The organism is Dictyoglomus sp. DH (assembly GCF_055181375.1).
Genome location: NZ_CM143706.1, coordinates 338,474 through 355,097 on the forward strand (window position 1 = coordinate 338,474; position 16,624 = coordinate 355,097).

Consider the following 16,624-nt stretch of genomic DNA (forward strand, 5'->3'; position numbering starts at 1 on the left):
AAGCAAAATGGTAGCTATCAGAACATATGAGATAAAAGAAGGATTATATCTTATTAAAAATCCAAATATCTTCTTTAACTTTAATAGTTATCTTTTAACATGCCCTGTGGATGAAAAGGCAAAATTAAATATCCTTTTTGATCCTCTACCTTTAAGATGTTTTAAAGATTTCGTAAAAGCTGTTGACGATCTAATAGGGGTAGAAAACATCGACATCATTTATACAAATCATCAAGATCCAGATCTTACATCTTCTGTTCCTGCTCTTCTTGATCTCTCCGGAAAAGCATTATACCTTACTTCTCAGGATACATGGAGACTTGTAAGTGGATACAATATTGATCCTGATAGGTTTCAACCTATTGAAATACTTCCCAATAGAAAATTAAAGTTTAGTAAAGATACTGATGACTGTCTTCAATTTATTCCTACCCCATTTTGTCACTTTAGAGGTGCTTACGCAGTATATTATCCTAAACTAAAAGTTCTTTTTACAGGAGATCTTCTTGGGGGAGCCTCTACAAAAAAAACTGATGGAATATATGCAGATAAAGATTCGTGGATTGGTATTAAGCTTTTCCATGAAGTTTATATGCCCACAAAGGAAGCCTTAAAGCTTGCCATAGATCAAATTGGAAGGTTAGATCCTCTTCCCGAACTTATCCTTCCTCAACACGGCGACATTATAAAAGGAGAATTAATAACAGAGTTTTTAAAAAGATTAAATGATATTGAGGTTGGATTAGATTATATAAATAAAGAAAAAAGAGAAAAAGAATTCTACATGAGAGTCTTTAATGATATGCTGGACTACGCAAAGATTAAATATGGAGAAAACGCAGTAATAAATAAATTAAACAAGATAAGTATGCAAATGTCTAACTTTCCAGAGATAATAAGAATAGAAAATGGAGTAATTTCAGAGATTTATGTACCTGCAGCCACGGCATTTGTGTTTATATATGATTTATTTACTGAAGATCTCTCCGATAAAGAAAAAGAAGATATAAGACTTCAATCCATTGCAACATTCAATAAATACGATTTAGAGGTCCCAGAAGAATTATTACAAGAAAATAGAAGATCCTTTATAGACAATTTCAGAAAAATTTTTAATTTAATAAGAAAATAAAAAATACCAGCCCTCCAATTTTATTTGGAGGGCATAACATTCATATTTTTCTACACCTTCTGCAAAAAGGCATTCATATCTTCAAAAGTGCCGATAATATACAATATATCTCCCCTCTGAATCTTATCAGTTGGACTTATATTCCCTATAACTCTACCTTCTCTTTGAATAGCAAAAATTGATAAATTATATTTACGTCTCAAGTCCAATTCTTCAACTGCCTTTCCTATGATTGATTCAGGAGGCTCTATCTCAAAAATCTTAATATCAGCAGAAAAATCCATATAATCAATAATGTTTGGAGCCACCAACCTTTGTGCAAGTCTTATTCCCATATCCCTCTCAGGATATACAATAAAATCCACACCAATCTTCTCAAGAATCTTTTCATGTGGCTCACTTATAGCCCTTGCAATAACAAATTGCACACCAAGTTCTTTAACCAAAAGAGCTGTAAGTACGCTTGATTCCACATCATGAGCTATAGCAACTATGGCCACATCTACATTTTGTACTCCAGCCTCTCTTAAAGCATTTATGTTTGTTGAGTCTAAAACCCTTGCAAAAGACACATAATCTTTGATTTCCTCAACCTTACTTTCATCTTTATCTATAGCTATCACCGAATATCCCATTCTTTCAAGGGTTAAAGCCACTGATACTCCAAACCTTCCTAAACCTATCACTGCAAAACTTGTGAGCTTTGTCTTATCAAGACCTACTTTCTTTAGACTATAAGCTAAAGACTTCATAAATTAACCTATACTCACCTCCTCAGTTGGGTACTCAATATGAGATCTCTTTGATACAGGAACCAAAATTGCCATACCTGCAGTAACAGTACCAACTCTTCCTAAAAACATGATAAAAATAATAGCCAATTTAGCAAAAGGAGAAAGATAAGGAGTTATACCTGTAGAAAGCCCCACAGTACCAAAAGCAGATACTACTTCAAATAGGATGGAAAGAGGAGGAAACCGCTCTGTTATAAGAAGAATAAACCATCCTAAAATTACAAGAGTAATGGACAGTAAAAATACAGTGTAAGCTCTTTTCACATTATCCCAAGTAATAGTTCTATCTTTAAAGTGAAGATTTTTCCTTTCTAAAATTACTGCTACTACACTCAACCAAAGAACTAAAAAAGTTACTGTCTTTATACCACCACCTGTTCCACCTGGAGATGCACCAATAAACATAAGAACTATCAAAAAAAGAAGAGTAGAAGGGTTTAATTTTCCAATATCCAAAGTACTAAAACCAGCTGTTCTTGGGGTAACAGATTGAAAAAAGGACGCTAAAAACTTTGACCATAGATTTAAAGGTTTCAATGTCTTTGGATTATTATATTCAAGCATAAAGATAAAGATAGTACCTATAATAATTAAAAATACTGTTGTAATAATTGCCATCTTACTATGCAGAGAAAGATGTAGCTTCCTTTTAGTAAATTTCTGGATAAAATCGTAAATGACAATAAAGCCTATACCTCCAATTACAATAAGAGATGTTATTGTAAAAACTAAATGAGAATTAGAAACATACCCTGTAAAACTTTTAAAACCCCCTAAAAGATCAAAGCCTGCATTACAAAAAGCAGAAACTGAATGAAATATGGCAAATTTTAAGCTCTTTAAGAAAGAATGATCTTTAATAAAGACAAAAAACAAAGAAATAGCTCCCAATAACTCAAATATAAATACTATAATAAGTACACTTTTTAAAAAAGAAACAATTCCTCTAAGAGACGTAGTATTTAACGAATACTGCAAAAACAATCTTTCTTTAAGTTGTATCTTTCTATTTAAAAGAAGCATCATGCCTGTTGCAATTACAGCATAACTTAACCCACCTATTTGAATTAAGAGAAGAATCACTAAGTGGCCAAAATGGGACCAATAAGTACCTGTATCAACAACTACAAGTCCTGTTACACAAGTAGCAGATGTTGCTGTGAATAAGGCAGTAAGAAAATCAGTAAACTTACCTTCTGCAGAAGACAATGGTAACATTAAAAGTAATGTACCTGCAAGAATTACTGCTCCAAAACTTAAAATCAAAAATAAAGCAGGATTTAACCCTCTTTTTTTAGAAACAATTTCACCATCAATCATAAAAGCTAGAAAAAATACACCTCTTTTCAAATAAATCTTTTTCTTAACATCTAAGTATTCTATATCTAAAGCATTTATGAGTCAAATTTATAAAATCAATTAGAAGCCATGATATAGATATCATATAAGGTTATTAATTTAACACATTTTTAATTGAAACTTAAGAACATAATATTTATAATTAAACAAAATAAAACTCTTAAAAGAGGTTTTGAGATTTATGGGCAGTGTAAAGGATTTAATAATTTTGGAGAATCCATCTGAAAATTCCCTTGGTAGAGGTAGATTCATCTTTTCTGATAGATATTCTGTATTTGATTATGGAGAAATGCCAGACCTCATAGAAGATAAGGGTAAAGCTATATGTATAGTCACATCTTTTTTCTTTGAAAAACTAGAAAATCTGGGAATTAAAACCCATTATATAGGAGTAGTAGAAGAGAATAAAGTAAAATCCCTTTCTGAGCTAAAAAATCCATCCAATATTCTTGAATTTAAAATGGTAAGAGCAGTGAAACCTGAATTAAAAGATAATATTTATGACTATTCTATTTTCCAAAGCCTTAAAAATAATTTTCTCATTCCCTTAGAGGTTATATATAGAAACTCCCTTCCAGAAGGTTCTTCTGTATTTAGAAGATTAAAAGATGGAAGTTTAAAAATTGAAGATCTTGGACTTAACAAGATACCAAACCCAGGAGAAAAACTTGAAAAACCAATAGTAGACTTTTCCACAAAATTAGAGGTAAATGATAGATATCTATCAAAAGAAGAAGCTCAAAAAATAAGTGGACTCACTATGGAAGAATTTGAAAAACTTATAAATATTACCCTTTTTATAGATGATCTTATAACCCATGAGGCAGAAAAAATAAACTTAATAAATGAGGATGGAAAATTTGAATATGCTTTTGATGCAGAGAGAAATTTCATGGTAGTAGATGCCTTAGGAACCCTCGATGAATGCAGATTTACATATAATGGAATACCTATAAGTAAGGAAATAGCAAGAATATATTACAGAAAAACTGAATGGTATAAGGAAATAGAAGAAGCAAAAAAGAAAGACAGATTTAATTGGAAAAGTATGGTAGGATCCCCACCTCATCTTCCAATAGAACTTAAAGACCTTATATCCTCTATATACAAAGCTTATGCTAACGAAATAACCCAAAGAGAATGGTTTGATGCTCCCCCTATGAAGGATCTTTTAAATCGACTCCAAGAACTTCTTCAGTAGCTACTTAATTTCCACAAAGTCCCCTTTTAAATGTTTGTAAACTTTATAACATAACCACTTTTTAAAGAGTTCCATCTTTTATTGTCCTAACTTTATCCACAACTGTGGATAACTTTGTGGATAGGTTGTGGATAACTCTGTGGATAACTTTATAAATCTGTGGATAACTTTGTGGATAGAATGTTAATTGTGGATTATGTGGAAAACTTTGGAAAACTTATCCACAGCCAAAAAACATACATTTCTTAACTCCTTATAACTTATCCACAATATCCACACCCCTAACTACTACAACAAGGTTTTTTATTTTTTAAAACATCCTTTGTATTTGTTACAGTAGGCTGTGGATAAAATCACGATGATGTAAAAAAGCCCCCTAATTAGGGGGCTCTCTTTGAGAAAGGAAATTCTGACTGGGCTTTGTTTCTTTCAAAAAAATTATAACTTATTTTTTGAATTTATGCAATAATATAAAAAAGTTTTAATACTACTATAAGTAACACGAGTTATTTTAATAGATCATATAAAAGAATAAAATTTTCATATCTATAAAAAAGTTTCAGAGAAAAACGATTTATTTTAAAAGTATGATATAATTTTTAATATGATCCAGGAATTTGAGATTATAAAAAGACTTATTTTTTCTTTAATACTATCTGGCATAATAGGATGGGAAAGGGAAAAGGAAGAGAAACCAGCTGGATTTAGAACACATATTCTGGTTTCTCTGGGAGCTACTCTTTTTATGATTGTTTCAGCTTATGCTTTTCCAAATACTGATCCAACTCGTATAGCTGCTCAGGTGGTTACTGGTATAGGTTTTATAGGTGCAGGTACTATTTTAAGAAATGAACATTCTGTAAAAGGTTTAACAACAGCAGCAAGTATATGGGCTGTCTCAGGTATAGGTATGGCTGTTGGTGCAGGACTTTATTTTCCTGCTTTTTTTACTACTTTGTTTATATTAGCTGTTCTCATATTAGCAACAAAACTTGAGAAAGTATTTATAGGTTCCCATAGAGATTTAATATTAAAATGTAAAATAGAAGATAAGCCAGGGGTTATAGGAGAAATTGGAACTATTCTTGGGGAACTTAAGGTTAATATAAAACAAATAGGTTTAAACTCTATAAATGAAAATATAGCAGAATTAAATTTAATTTTGAGATTGCCATCTAAGATTAAAATGGAAGAGATTGTAGAAAAGCTTTCAAAATTATCCTCAGTAAAAGAAATAGATATCATTTAGAAAGGGGAGAGACAAAAAGTCCCTCCCCTTCATTATTTTATTTCTTCCAAAATTCGACCATTTCTCTTATTTGTTTTGTTTTATATTCTTCATATTTCTTTGCTCCTAAATCATCTAAGCCTTTTAAGAATTCAACCCATACTTTATCAAAATCTTTTTTAGGTGCCATTACTACCTTTGGAATATTTTTAATTACATAATCGAAGAGCTTATTTCCAATGGCTCTCATATCTTCATCTGGTGTTGGATACATCCATAGATATCCCCATGTTTTTACAGGATATTCGTCAGCTTTTGGGAATAGATCTTTCCATATTTCTACCTTATATGCTGCAAGAACTTTCTTTTCTACTTCTGTATAATTCTTTCTTATATCTTCTTTTGTGGTATCAGGAACTACTGGATTTCCTGTAGAATCAATATAGTAATTAGGAAGTCTTGGCCATGGATATACATATACTCCTATTCCAGTCTTTCTTCCGAAGTAGGGATCTGTTCTTCTTGCTTGATCCACATCGGGTAGGAATTGTCTCTTTCCATTTACATATGTATGATGTACTCCTTCTATTCCCCATTGCCTCAAAATATTAGCATCTTCTGTACATAGCCAATCAAGAAATTTTATAGCTCTTACAGGATCTTTACAGCTTTTAGTGATAGCTATACCCCATCCACCGGTGTATCCAACTCTTACATCAGGTGGAGCCTGTTTTATTCTCTCGCTTACAGTAACAGGATAATATCCATACATATATTCATATTTTCCTGATCTTCTTAAAGCTGTAAATGGTTCTCCTACTGCCCATCCTGCATCAATTAGTGCTAAAACTCTTCCACTTGCTATTTTTGCCTTATAAGTATCTTCTTTTTGTATGAATGTTTCTTTGTCTAATAGACCTTCATTCCACATATGATTTAGCCATCTAAAATATTCCTTCTCTATAGCTCTCTTATAATGGAAAGTACATTTTAAAGTTTTAGGATCTACATATAATTCTCCATCATCAGGAGCTCCCGTAGCTTGAAATGCTGGATTTGTTACACTTATTACTGTTCTCCAATCATCAGCACATAAGGTAAGTGGTATAGTTGGAAGTCCGTCTGTAGTTGGATGTTTTTTGTAATATGTTTTTATTGCATTCTCAAAATCTTTTAGAGTTCTAATTCTCGGATATCCAAGTTCCATAACTACTCTGTGTTGAAGCATGAACCCACCATTTACATCAAGAGTTCTGTCATTATCTGTGGTTAAACCAAGACAGTAAATATGAGGATCTTCCTTACTCCATTTTAATCTCTTTAAGTTTTCCCCATAAGCTTTTTTAATATTTGGGGCGTACTTTTCTATTAAATCATCAAGGGGTATTAATGCTCCTGCATCCTTCAAAAGAGAAAGATCTCCTTTAGCATATATTAAATCTGGATAATCTCCGCTTGCTGCCATAATTTGTATTTTTTCTCTTACAGCAGCCTGGTTAGGTGCGTATTCTATATCTAAGGTTACACCAGTGAGTTCCTTTATCTTTTGGGCTACTGGACTTTTGAATTGGTCATCATTGGGATTAACTTCTCCTATATATACTTTAAATGTTATAGGCTTATTTGCTTCGGGTGTAGGATTCATGGGCTTAAATAATTTTGCTTGAGCATTTACTTCTCTTATGCTTACACTGAAAATGAGGCTAATTACTAATACTATAGCAAAAAACCATCCTAATAATTTTTCTGTCCTCCTCATAAAATTCTTTCCCCCCTTTAGAGTTAATTTTCATAGAGTATTTTTTAATTGTAAATTACTCTTTTTAAACACCTCCTTTCTTAATTTTTTATTGCCCCAAGAGTCATTCCTTTTACAAAATACTTTTGTAAGAATGGATACACAACAACAATAGGCAATGTGGTTACTATAGTCATTGCCATTCTTAATGATTGGGGAGTTACTCTCATAGTTCTTGTAGGATCCAAATTGCTGTAGTAATCAATAGTTGTAGAACTTGCTGCAGCATTAGCGAGAATTTTCTGGAGCTCATATTGCAAAGTGGTAAGATTTTTATTTCCTCCACAGTAAAGGTATGTATCAAACCATGCATTCCAGTGACCTACTGCTACAAATAAGGCAACTGTAGCAAGAACAGGAATACACAAAGGTAGTATTACCTTTAAGAATATAATAAAATCATTGGCACCATCAATCATAGCTGATTCTTGCAGTTCTGATGGTAAGGTATCGATATAAGCTCTAATAACAATAAAATTGAATGGATTTATAAGTCCTGGAAGGATATAAACAAGAAAATTATTCATTAGTCCTAAACTTCTTATCAAAAGATATTCTGGTACTAAACCACCTCCTACGTACATGGTGATAACAAACAGTGTAGTAATAAGTTTTCTTGCAAAAAAATCTTTTCTACTAAGAACGTAGGCCACTATAGCTGTAGAAATAACACTGGTTATAGTCCCTATTAAAGTTCTTAAGGTTGATATTAAAGTTGCTCTACCAATTGTAGGATAATTGAATATTTCTTTGTAATTATCTAAGGTAAATACTCTGGGAAATATGGTGATACCACCTTTTATTGTATCAAAAGGATCATTAAGGGATACAGCTAAAACATATAGGAAAGGATACAATGTTATTATAACTAATAATATCATTATTCCGTGGTTTATAATATCGAATATTTTATCTCCTAAACTTCTATTCATATTCACGTCCTCCTAAATGATTTTGTACCCTGTAAATTTTTTACTTAATTTATTTGCTGAGAAAAGAAAAATTAAGCTAATTACAGATTTAAAAATACCTGCTGCAGTACCGAAGGAAAATCTTCCTGCTCTAATGCCATAATCAAGGGCATATAGGTCTATAACGTCGGATACATTCCTTACAGCTGAGGTTCTTAAAAGGAATTGTCTTTCAAATCCAATATTTATAATATTTCCTATACTCAATATAAGTATCAAAATAATAGTTGGCATTATGCCTGGTAATGTGATGTGCCAGATTTTTCTAAATCTTCCAGCTCCATCTACTTCTGCTGCTTCGTATAACTCTGGGTTTATAGCTGTCATAGCAGCTAAAAATATAATGGTATTCCATCCCAGCTCTTTCCATATGTCTGAGAAGACTACAATCCACCAGAAATATTTAGGTTCTCCAAAAAATAGTATGGGTTGTTCAATTATTCCAATTCTCATAAGAAGGTAATTAACAACCCCATCAGGTGCAAGCATGGCATGTACTATGCTTGCTACTATTACCCACGAAACAAAGTGAGGTAAGTAAGAAATAGTTTGTACTGTTCTTTTGAAAGTAGAATTTCTGATTTCATTTATTAAAATAGCAAGTATTATTGGAAGAGGAAAACCAAAAATAAGTCCGAGAATGCTCATAGCAAGAGTATTTCTCATGACAAGGTAAAATTCTGGGTCAGAGAACATCTCTTTAAAATATTTCAATCCAACCCATTGCTGTTGAAATATAGGTATTCCTGGCTTGTAGTTCTGAAAGGCTGTAATCCATCCCCATAAAGGGATATAACGAAAGATGATAAGCCATATAAGAAATGGGAAAATCATAATGATAAGGTATTTTTGTTTTTTTAATGTCTTTATAAAGTAGTTCACTTCAATCCCTCTTTCTTTTTTTTCAAAAATTATCAGAATATTCCTTTTAATAAAACCTTAAAAAATAGAAATTTTTAGAGGGAAAAATTAGACTTTTTTTCAATTTACAAAAATTGTATTGAAGATTTATACTTTAAAAAATTTTAAAGTTTGGGGTTGTTTTATGTTTATCAAATTTTCCAACATAAAAATGTATAAAAAACTCATAATCAGTTTTATAGCCATATCGATAATCCCCATACTTATCCTTGGTACTGTAACTGTGGTTCATTTTAGGGATTTTGCCTTGGAATCTTCTTCAAAAGAAGTTTATAACAATCTAAACTCAGCAAAATTTCAGATAATGAAGATTACAGAGGAAGTAGTAAAGATTGCAGATAAATTAATGATAGATCAAAGGTTAAAGGAACTTTTACTTTATAAATACAAATCCCCGATGGAGACTTTTATAAAGTATTCTCAGTATAGAGAGATAGAAAATTATAAAACTCTTTTCGCTAATGCCATAGCTTATATAAGAATATATTCTGAAAATCCAACTATTTTAGAGAATGGAATTTTTTATAAAGTAAAGGATTATATTAGAAAGGAGAATTGGTATAGGACTGCCATAAATCTAAATGGATTTATAAGATGGGAATTAATTTATCAGAAAGAAGATATTTATCCTGAAAAGTATTTTAGTCTTGTAAGACTTCTTAGAGATCCTTATAACGAAAGTTTTGGAGTTTTGGTTATTAATCTAAATAAACTGGAAATCAAAAAGATATTAAATCATCAAATTTTTGATACTTTTCTTATTAATAATGATGGATATATTGTAGCGAGCAATAATGAAAACTTAATAGGTACCATCTTCCCTATTGATAAATCAAAAATTATACAACCTGAAGGATATTCTTTAAAGTATAACAATAAAAATTATAGAATTTTCGGTATTTATTTACCTCTTGCTGGTTATAACAAGGATTTTTATCTTGTAAGTATGGTACCCTTGGACTATATAATGAGAGAGCCTTACGGTATGTTTAGATTTGCCATAGCTATGATAGTTATTTCTGTAGGGCTTTCTCTCTTGTTTGCTTTAATATTATCTAAGAATATGAGCAAGAGAATAGCAGTATTAAATAATGTAGTAAATGAGATATCTCATGGTAATTGGGATATGGAGTTTTCAATATCTGGTAAGGACGAAATAGGAGAACTTGCTGAGAATGTAAAAAATATGGCAAGAAATATAAAGATGCTCAATGAGTTGAAGATCAAACAGAAAGAAATGAAATTAAAAATATTGACCAATAATTTGAACCCTCATTTTCTATTTAACACTTTAGAGACTATTCATATGATGGCTATATGTAAAGAGCAGTGGGATATTGCAGATATTACTCTTAAGCTTGGTAACCTTTTAAGGAGAATTATAGAATTTGAAGGAAAACCTATAAAATTAAGGACAGAGTTAGAACTTGTAGAAGATTACTTGAAAATACAAAAATATAGGTTTGGAAAGATAGATTATAAAATAAATTTGTATGAGGATATAGAAGATCTATATATACTTCCTTTTCTAATCCAACCAATTGTTGAGAACTCTATTATACATGGTCTTGAGGAGAAAGAAGAGAAGGGAATTATAAATATAAACGTTGTTAAAAAAGAGGATAAGTTAATAATATCCATAGAAGATAACGGCGTAGGGATGTCTCAACAAGAAATAGAAGCTATCTTTAACAATGAAGATTTAAGTGGAAAAAGAATAGGCGTAAAAAATACTATGGAAAGAATAAAGCTTTTCTACGGAGAAGATTTTGGGCTTAGAATTCAAAGTGAGGTAGGAAAGGGCACAAAAGTAGATATAGTACTACCGTATCATGTTTTAAAAGGAAGTGATAAATATGTACAAGGTATTAATAGTTGATGATGAACCCATCATAAGAAGTGGCTTGAAAAAAGTTATAAATTGGGAAAATCATGGATTGAGGATTGTGGGAGATGCTGATAATGGGGAAGAAGCTTTGGATAAAATTATAAGGCTTAATCCTGATCTTTGCATTGTGGATATAAAGATGCCAAAAATGGATGGATTGGAATTAATAAAAAAAGTTAAAGAGATTGGTATGAGAATAAAATTTATAATTCTTACAGGTTATCCTGAATTTGAATATGCAAAAAAGGCTATAGATTTAGGTGTAGAGAGTTATCTTTTAAAACCTATAGATCCAGAAATTCTTAAAGAAAAGGTTATGCAAATTGTAGAACAGATAAAGAGTGATAAATTATTATATGAGTTATCCCGAGATAAACTTTTAGAAAAACTAATAAAGGGAGAATTGAAAAACGTTAAAGAAGAAGATCTTAATAGAATTTATAATTTCAATTTTCCATGGGATTCTTATGAGATAGTATTAACTGATGATTTGAATATTGAGGGTAAAAAAAATCATAATATTGATAGCATAATTCAAACCTACACTTTTATGGGAAATTCTTTGTGTTTTCTTATTGCTGATATAAAGAATCCTTACTTTAGAAGGAAGTTAATGGATGTAAAAAGGCAATTCAAAAAATTATTTGGATTTAATATATCATTCTTTGTAGGGGAAAAAGTCTTCAAACTTAGTGACTTACCCATATCTTATAACACTGCTTTAAAATTGAAGAACAAGAAGTTTCTCTTTAATCAAAAGGAAATAATAACCTATCCTAAGGAGGCTAAATTTGGTGATTTTCAAAATACCGATGATTCAAAGATAATTTGTGAGATTATAAAAGCTATAGAGTTTGGAAATCTTAATAACATTCATCTTTTTCTTGAGATAAAGATGAATAATCATACTGTAAGAGAGGATGATGAGGAAGAAATAAAATCAAGTTATCTTAATCTATTTATAAATATAATAAATTATTTCTCTTCTAATTATCCTTTCTTTAAGGAGATATCTAATAAATATTTAGATAAAAGAATAATATGCGAATTTTATAAAAAGCGATCCCTTATAGACCTTCACAATTTTGTAAAGGAGATGGTATTAAACGTGTTAAGAGATTTTTCAGAGAAAACAGGCAATAATGTACTTTCTCAGATAATAGAATATATAAATGCTAATTATTATAAAGATATTAAGTTAAAGGATTTGGCAAAACAATTTGGATATAACAGTAGTTATTTTGGAAAGATATTTAGGAAATATACAGGTGAAAAATTTAATACCTATATTGATAGAATAAGGATAAATAAAGCTAAGGAATTACTTTTGAAAGGTGAGAAGGTAGTAGATGTAGCAGAAAAGGTAGGTTATAAGGATCTGGATTACTTCGTTTTTAAATTTAAAAAATATACAGGAAAAACACCTCAAGCATTTAAGGAAAATATCTCTTAAAAAACACATTTCCGTATAGCTTTCCAATTAGTTAAGTTTTGGCACACTTTTAATATAAAATTAATATTTTTAGTTTCATTGAAAAAAGCATTAAATTAGTTTTTTAATTATATCAGGAAAGGAGATGTTGAAATGAAAGTAAAAGAGTTAATATTGAAGAATAAATCAGGTTTGCATGCTCGTCCCGCAGCTGTTTTTGTTCAGACAGCAAGCAAATTTAAGAGTAAAATAATAATAAAAGCTAATAACAAAGAAGCAGATGCAAAAAGTATATTAAAAGTACTTTCTTTAGGGGCTAATCAGGGGACAAAACTTATATTAGAAGTTGAGGGGGAAGACGAGGAAGAAGCTCTTAAAACCCTTTCAGAGCTTATAGAGTTGGGTTTAGGGGAGGATTAATGGGTAAACGGGATAGAAAAGAGAAAATTTTAAATGTTATTTTAGAGGCTTCTCATCCTATAAAGATAGAAGATATAGCGGAGAAGACAGGCTATAGTTTATCTACTGTTAGAAGGGAATTAAGAAGTCTTGAAGAATTTTTGTTTGCCCATGGAATTGAAGTTAAGCATATCCCATATAAAGGTGTTCATATTACAAATCTTGAAAAGGACTCACATCTTTATATTATGTCTTTATTATCCCAAAATGAACAGATAACTAACAAAGAAAGGCATAAATTGATGATTCTTGACCTGCTATTATCAACAGAAAAAATAACATTAGAAAATTGGGAAGAAAAATTCAATATGAGCCATCCTACAATTGTAAAAGATTTTCAATTAGTAAAGAAATGGATGATTAATCACAAACTAAATATAATAGCTAAGCCTCATTATGGAATTAGATTGATAGGTGAAGAGAAGTATATTAGACAGGCAATCTTGGATTTAATCTTTGAGAGTTTATCGGAAGAAGAAAAAGGTAAGTTGTTAAATGAGGTACTTTTAAATTATAGAGTAAATTTACCTTGGATTGATCTTTTTAATGACTCCTTTTTTGGAATTATTAAGTTTTTAAATGAAATAGAGAATGTATGGGATGTAAAATTTACTGATGATAGTTTTCTTCAATTATTGTTAATCATTGGGATTTCTATAAGTAGATTGAAAAAAGGATATAGATTGGAGGACTTTTATACGAATTGTTATGATTTAAATCCTCCTTTTGATATTTTAGAAAGTTTTTATGATTTAAATTTAGATGATAGGGAAAAAAGGTTTATAAACCTATACTTACTTTCTTCTGAATTAGAATCTGGTAAGAGTTTTCTTAAAGAAGATAAGGATTTAAGAAGTATTTTAGAAAAGGAGATCTTTAATTCTTATTCTTTTAAGAGTAATACCTTTAAAGTTTTTTTGAGTCATATACAGACTGCTATCTTCAAGATAAAGAATAATATAAACATATATAACAATATGTTAGAAAAAATAAAGAAAAACTATCCAATTATATACTATATTTCATGCGAATTATCAAAAACTCTTGAAAAAAGATTTGATATAAAGATTCCAGAAGAAGAAAAAGGATATATAACATTATATTTGTTAAGACTGTTCGAAAAAATGGCTAAGAAGAAAAAGATTATTGTAATATGTCCTTCTGGAGTATTAACAGCGAATCTTTTAGCAGAGAAAATAAAAAAAATATTTGAAGATGTTGAAGTTGTAAAGATAACATCAATAAGAGACTTACCTCGAAATCCCTCTAAAGGATTTATATATGTTAGTACTATTCCACTTTCTAATTTTGGATCACTCTATTTTCAAATTTCACCATTATTCTCTAAGGATGAAGAGGAAAAATTCAAAAATTACATTTATAACTTTTATAAAGAAAATGTTTATGTAGAGATTATGGAAGTAAAAGATGAAAATGAGATTTTACAATACATACCTAAGGACTCTACTATTATTGCCATAAAGGAGAAACTATATTGGATCTACTCTAAGGAGGAACCAAAAGAAGAAAAGTTTATTTTGTTCTGTAACCCCAACAATAAATCCTATTATATGTATATCCATCTTTTTGATTATTTTAAGACTATATGGTTATCTCAAAAGATAGCTACAAGTATATCTCTGAGAAATTTAAATAGGATCAGTGAGGATTATTTACTCAAATTGCTATATTCCTTGGAAAGGGGAATTTAATATGAAGATAATAAAGGGTATTTCTGGATCTCCTGGAGTTACTATAGGTAAGGTTTTTCTTTGGATTAAGAAAGAAAAAGATCTAAATTATAAAGGAGATGAGGCAAAAAAGATTTGGAGAGAGGCAAAGGATGCTCTTAAAGAGGAATTAAATAATAGATTATTGGATTTGTCTGAGACAGAAAGAGATCTTGTAAACTTTTATTTATTACTTTTAGATGATCCTACTTTTGAAGAATTTCTCTTTGAAAAAATAGATGAAGGTTTAGATTTTAAAACTGCAGTTGAAATAACCACTGAAAGGTTTAAAAAAGAATTTTTAAATTTAGATGTTTATTTTAAAATGAGGGCCCAAGATATAGAAGCTCTTAAGGAAGAAATATTTAGGGTAGTTGTTGGAGAGAGCTATCCAAGCTTAGAAGAACCTTCCATATTGGTATCAAAAGAAGTAACACCTTGGCAATTAATTAATATTCCAAAAGATAAATTATTGGGTATTGTTAGTGAGAAAGGAGGAGTGCTTTCACACCTTTCCATAATAGCAAGGAATTTAAATTTGCCCCTTTTAATAGGTGCTAATGTTTTAGAGATTAAGGGGGGAGAACTGGCTATTTTAGATGGTGAAAAGGGAATTTTGATATTAGATCCTTCTTCTCAGGAAGTTGAAAAGTATCAGAGATTATACGAACGTTATAAGATACTTCAAAAGAAAGCAATAGAGTTCAAAAACTACGTACCTAAGAAAGAGAATGGAGAAAAATTCTTTATCTCAGGAAATATTGGTAATTTAGAAGATGCCTTTTTAGCTTTAGAGCAAGGAGCAATGGGAATAGGCCTTTTTAGAACTGAATTTTTATTCTTGGAGAGGAATGATCCCCCATCTGAAGAAGAACAGTACGAAATTTATAAAAAAGTTGGAGATCTATTTTTAAATTATCCTGTTATTATAAGGACCTTAGACATTGGTGGAGATAAAAATGTACCCTATATACAGTTTGAGAGAGAAGAAAATCCATTTTTGGGGCTTAGAGGAATTAGGTGGTCATTATATGAAAAGGTACTTTTTAAAACTCAATTAAAGGCGATTTTGAGGGCAAGCATTGGAAATAATATTCATATGATGTTTCCTATGGTAGATTTGGTAGAGGAGGTAATAGAGGCAAAAAAACTTGTGAAAGAAGCAGTAGAGGAGCTGGAAAAGGAAGGTAAAGAATATAAAATTCCCCCTATTGGTATAATGTTGGAGACACCTATATCTATTTTAAACATAAATAGATTTGCAGATTTTGTAGACTTTTTTAGTTTAGGTACAAATGATCTTTTTCAATATACTTTTGCTGTAGATAGAACTAACGAAAAAGTCTCCTATTTGTATAGGCCATATCATCCTGCTTTTTGGGATTTAATTAAGGAAGCAATAGATTCTGCTCATAAAATTGGTAAGTGGATTGGTATTTGTGGAGAATTAGGTGGGGATTTAAGGGCCTTCTTACTTCTATATTCTCTTGGTATTGATGAGGTGAGTGTAGCCCCATTGAGGATTCCAATTTTAAAGTTATTGAGTTCTAAAATAGCCAAGGTTGATGTTTCTTTTGATTCATTACAAGAAGATGAACTTTTAGAAGTATTAGATAAGCATTATCAAAAAATCATGGAAGAAATAGGAAGTTAATAGTTAATTTTTGAAAGAATTTTAATTCTTTAATATTATTTTAACTTTCTTGAATAA

13 protein-coding genes are annotated in these 16,624 nt (G+C 30.4%); 8 read left to right on the forward strand and 5 right to left on the reverse strand.

The features are described 5' to 3' along the window. Positions 1–7 precede the first annotated feature (7 nt). Positions 8–1,132 carry an oxygen-binding di-iron domain-containing protein gene (locus ACY3JJ_RS01550; RefSeq protein ID WP_463092055.1) on the forward strand — a complete coding sequence of 375 codons (1,125 nt, stop codon included), beginning with the start codon at positions 8–10 and terminating at the stop codon, positions 1,130–1,132. Between the two features lie 50 nt (positions 1,133–1,182). On the opposite strand, the gene ACY3JJ_RS01555 is transcribed toward ACY3JJ_RS01550, so the two are convergent. Both ACY3JJ_RS01555 and ACY3JJ_RS01560 read right to left on the reverse strand, forming a co-directional pair. Next, complete coding sequence (locus tag ACY3JJ_RS01555; RefSeq protein ID WP_463092056.1) at positions 1,183–1,884, reverse strand: potassium channel family protein; 702 nt, start codon at positions 1,882–1,884, stop codon at positions 1,183–1,185. A 3-nt stretch (positions 1,885–1,887) separates the two neighbouring features. After that, positions 1,888–3,246: a TrkH family potassium uptake protein gene (locus tag ACY3JJ_RS01560; RefSeq protein WP_463092057.1), complete on the reverse strand. Its 1,359-nt coding sequence runs from the start codon at positions 3,244–3,246 to the stop codon at positions 1,888–1,890. A 220-nt stretch (positions 3,247–3,466) separates the two neighbouring features. Here ACY3JJ_RS01560 and purC point away from each other — a divergent pair, with 220 nt between their 5' ends. Beyond that, entirely contained in the window at positions 3,467–4,486 is a 1,020-nt protein-coding gene (gene purC, locus ACY3JJ_RS01565; RefSeq protein WP_463092058.1) for a phosphoribosylaminoimidazolesuccinocarboxamide synthase, read from the forward strand. Between the two features lie 604 nt (positions 4,487–5,090). Next, positions 5,091–5,735, forward strand: coding sequence for an MgtC/SapB family protein (locus ACY3JJ_RS01570; protein ID WP_463083044.1), 645 nt, complete (start codon positions 5,091–5,093; stop codon positions 5,733–5,735). A 37-nt stretch (positions 5,736–5,772) separates the two neighbouring features. Here the strand turns inward: ACY3JJ_RS01570 and ACY3JJ_RS01575 are convergent, their stop codons facing one another. The 3 genes from ACY3JJ_RS01575 to ACY3JJ_RS01585 all read right to left on the reverse strand — a co-directional run bounded on the left by ACY3JJ_RS01575 (position 5,773) and on the right by ACY3JJ_RS01585 (position 9,317). Continuing rightward, a complete protein-coding gene (locus tag ACY3JJ_RS01575; protein ID WP_463092059.1) occupies positions 5,773–7,473 on the reverse strand; it encodes an ABC transporter substrate-binding protein in 1,701 nt (566 codons plus the stop codon). A gap of 80 nt (positions 7,474–7,553) precedes the next feature. Next, positions 7,554–8,444: a carbohydrate ABC transporter permease gene (locus ACY3JJ_RS01580; protein WP_463083046.1), complete on the reverse strand. Its 891-nt coding sequence runs from the start codon at positions 8,442–8,444 to the stop codon at positions 7,554–7,556. 12 nt (positions 8,445–8,456) lie between these two features. After that, positions 8,457–9,317 (reverse strand): ABC transporter permease, encoded by an 861-nt coding sequence (locus tag ACY3JJ_RS01585; RefSeq protein ID WP_463092613.1) that lies wholly within the window; start codon positions 9,315–9,317, stop codon positions 8,457–8,459. 211 nt (positions 9,318–9,528) lie between these two features. Here ACY3JJ_RS01585 and ACY3JJ_RS01590 point away from each other — a divergent pair, with 211 nt between their 5' ends. The 5 genes from ACY3JJ_RS01590 (at position 9,529) to ptsP (ending at position 16,567) form a co-directional block, all read left to right on the forward strand. Further along, a complete protein-coding gene (locus ACY3JJ_RS01590) occupies positions 9,529–11,283 on the forward strand; it encodes a sensor histidine kinase (RefSeq protein ID WP_463092060.1) in 1,755 nt (584 codons plus the stop codon). Beyond that, on the forward strand, positions 11,261–12,745 hold the full coding sequence (locus ACY3JJ_RS01595; protein WP_463083048.1) for a response regulator transcription factor: 1,485 nt from the start codon (positions 11,261–11,263) through the stop codon (positions 12,743–12,745). The genes ACY3JJ_RS01590 and ACY3JJ_RS01595 overlap by 23 nt, the downstream gene beginning before the upstream one ends. A 132-nt stretch (positions 12,746–12,877) precedes the next feature. Further along, complete coding sequence (locus ACY3JJ_RS01600) at positions 12,878–13,144, forward strand: HPr family phosphocarrier protein (protein WP_463083049.1); 267 nt, start codon at positions 12,878–12,880, stop codon at positions 13,142–13,144. Further along, complete coding sequence (locus tag ACY3JJ_RS01605) at positions 13,144–14,895, forward strand: BglG family transcription antiterminator (RefSeq protein ID WP_463092061.1); 1,752 nt, start codon at positions 13,144–13,146, stop codon at positions 14,893–14,895. The genes ACY3JJ_RS01600 and ACY3JJ_RS01605 overlap by 1 nt, the downstream gene beginning before the upstream one ends. Before the next feature lies 1 nt (position 14,896). Further along, positions 14,897–16,567, forward strand: coding sequence for a phosphoenolpyruvate--protein phosphotransferase (gene ptsP, locus ACY3JJ_RS01610; protein ID WP_463092062.1), 1,671 nt, complete (start codon positions 14,897–14,899; stop codon positions 16,565–16,567). Positions 16,568–16,624: the final 57 nt, after the last annotated feature.

Bases quoted from the DNA above. Each gene is read 5' to 3' on its own strand.
- ACY3JJ_RS01550 (WP_463092055.1), top strand. From the start codon at position 8: ATGGTAGCTATCAGAACATATGAGATAAAAGAAGGATTATATCTTATT.
- ACY3JJ_RS01555 (WP_463092056.1), bottom strand. From the start codon at position 1,884: ATGAAGTCTTTAGCTTATAGTCTAAAGAAAGTAGGTCTTGATAAGACA.
- ACY3JJ_RS01560 (WP_463092057.1), bottom strand. From the start codon at position 3,246: ATGATTGATGGTGAAATTGTTTCTAAAAAAAGAGGGTTAAATCCTGCT.
- purC (WP_463092058.1), top strand. From the start codon at position 3,467: ATGGGCAGTGTAAAGGATTTAATAATTTTGGAGAATCCATCTGAAAAT.
- ACY3JJ_RS01570 (WP_463083044.1), top strand. From the start codon at position 5,091: ATGATCCAGGAATTTGAGATTATAAAAAGACTTATTTTTTCTTTAATA.
- ACY3JJ_RS01575 (WP_463092059.1), bottom strand. From the start codon at position 7,473: ATGAGGAGGACAGAAAAATTATTAGGATGGTTTTTTGCTATAGTATTA.
- ACY3JJ_RS01580 (WP_463083046.1), bottom strand. From the start codon at position 8,444: ATGAATAGAAGTTTAGGAGATAAAATATTCGATATTATAAACCACGGA.
- ACY3JJ_RS01585 (WP_463092613.1), bottom strand. From the start codon at position 9,317: ATGATTTTCCCATTTCTTATATGGCTTATCATCTTTCGTTATATCCCT.
- ACY3JJ_RS01590 (WP_463092060.1), top strand. From the start codon at position 9,529: ATGTTTATCAAATTTTCCAACATAAAAATGTATAAAAAACTCATAATC.
- ACY3JJ_RS01595 (WP_463083048.1), top strand. From the start codon at position 11,261: ATGTACAAGGTATTAATAGTTGATGATGAACCCATCATAAGAAGTGGC.
- ACY3JJ_RS01600 (WP_463083049.1), top strand. From the start codon at position 12,878: ATGAAAGTAAAAGAGTTAATATTGAAGAATAAATCAGGTTTGCATGCT.
- ACY3JJ_RS01605 (WP_463092061.1), top strand. From the start codon at position 13,144: ATGGGTAAACGGGATAGAAAAGAGAAAATTTTAAATGTTATTTTAGAG.
- ptsP (WP_463092062.1), top strand. From the start codon at position 14,897: ATGAAGATAATAAAGGGTATTTCTGGATCTCCTGGAGTTACTATAGGT.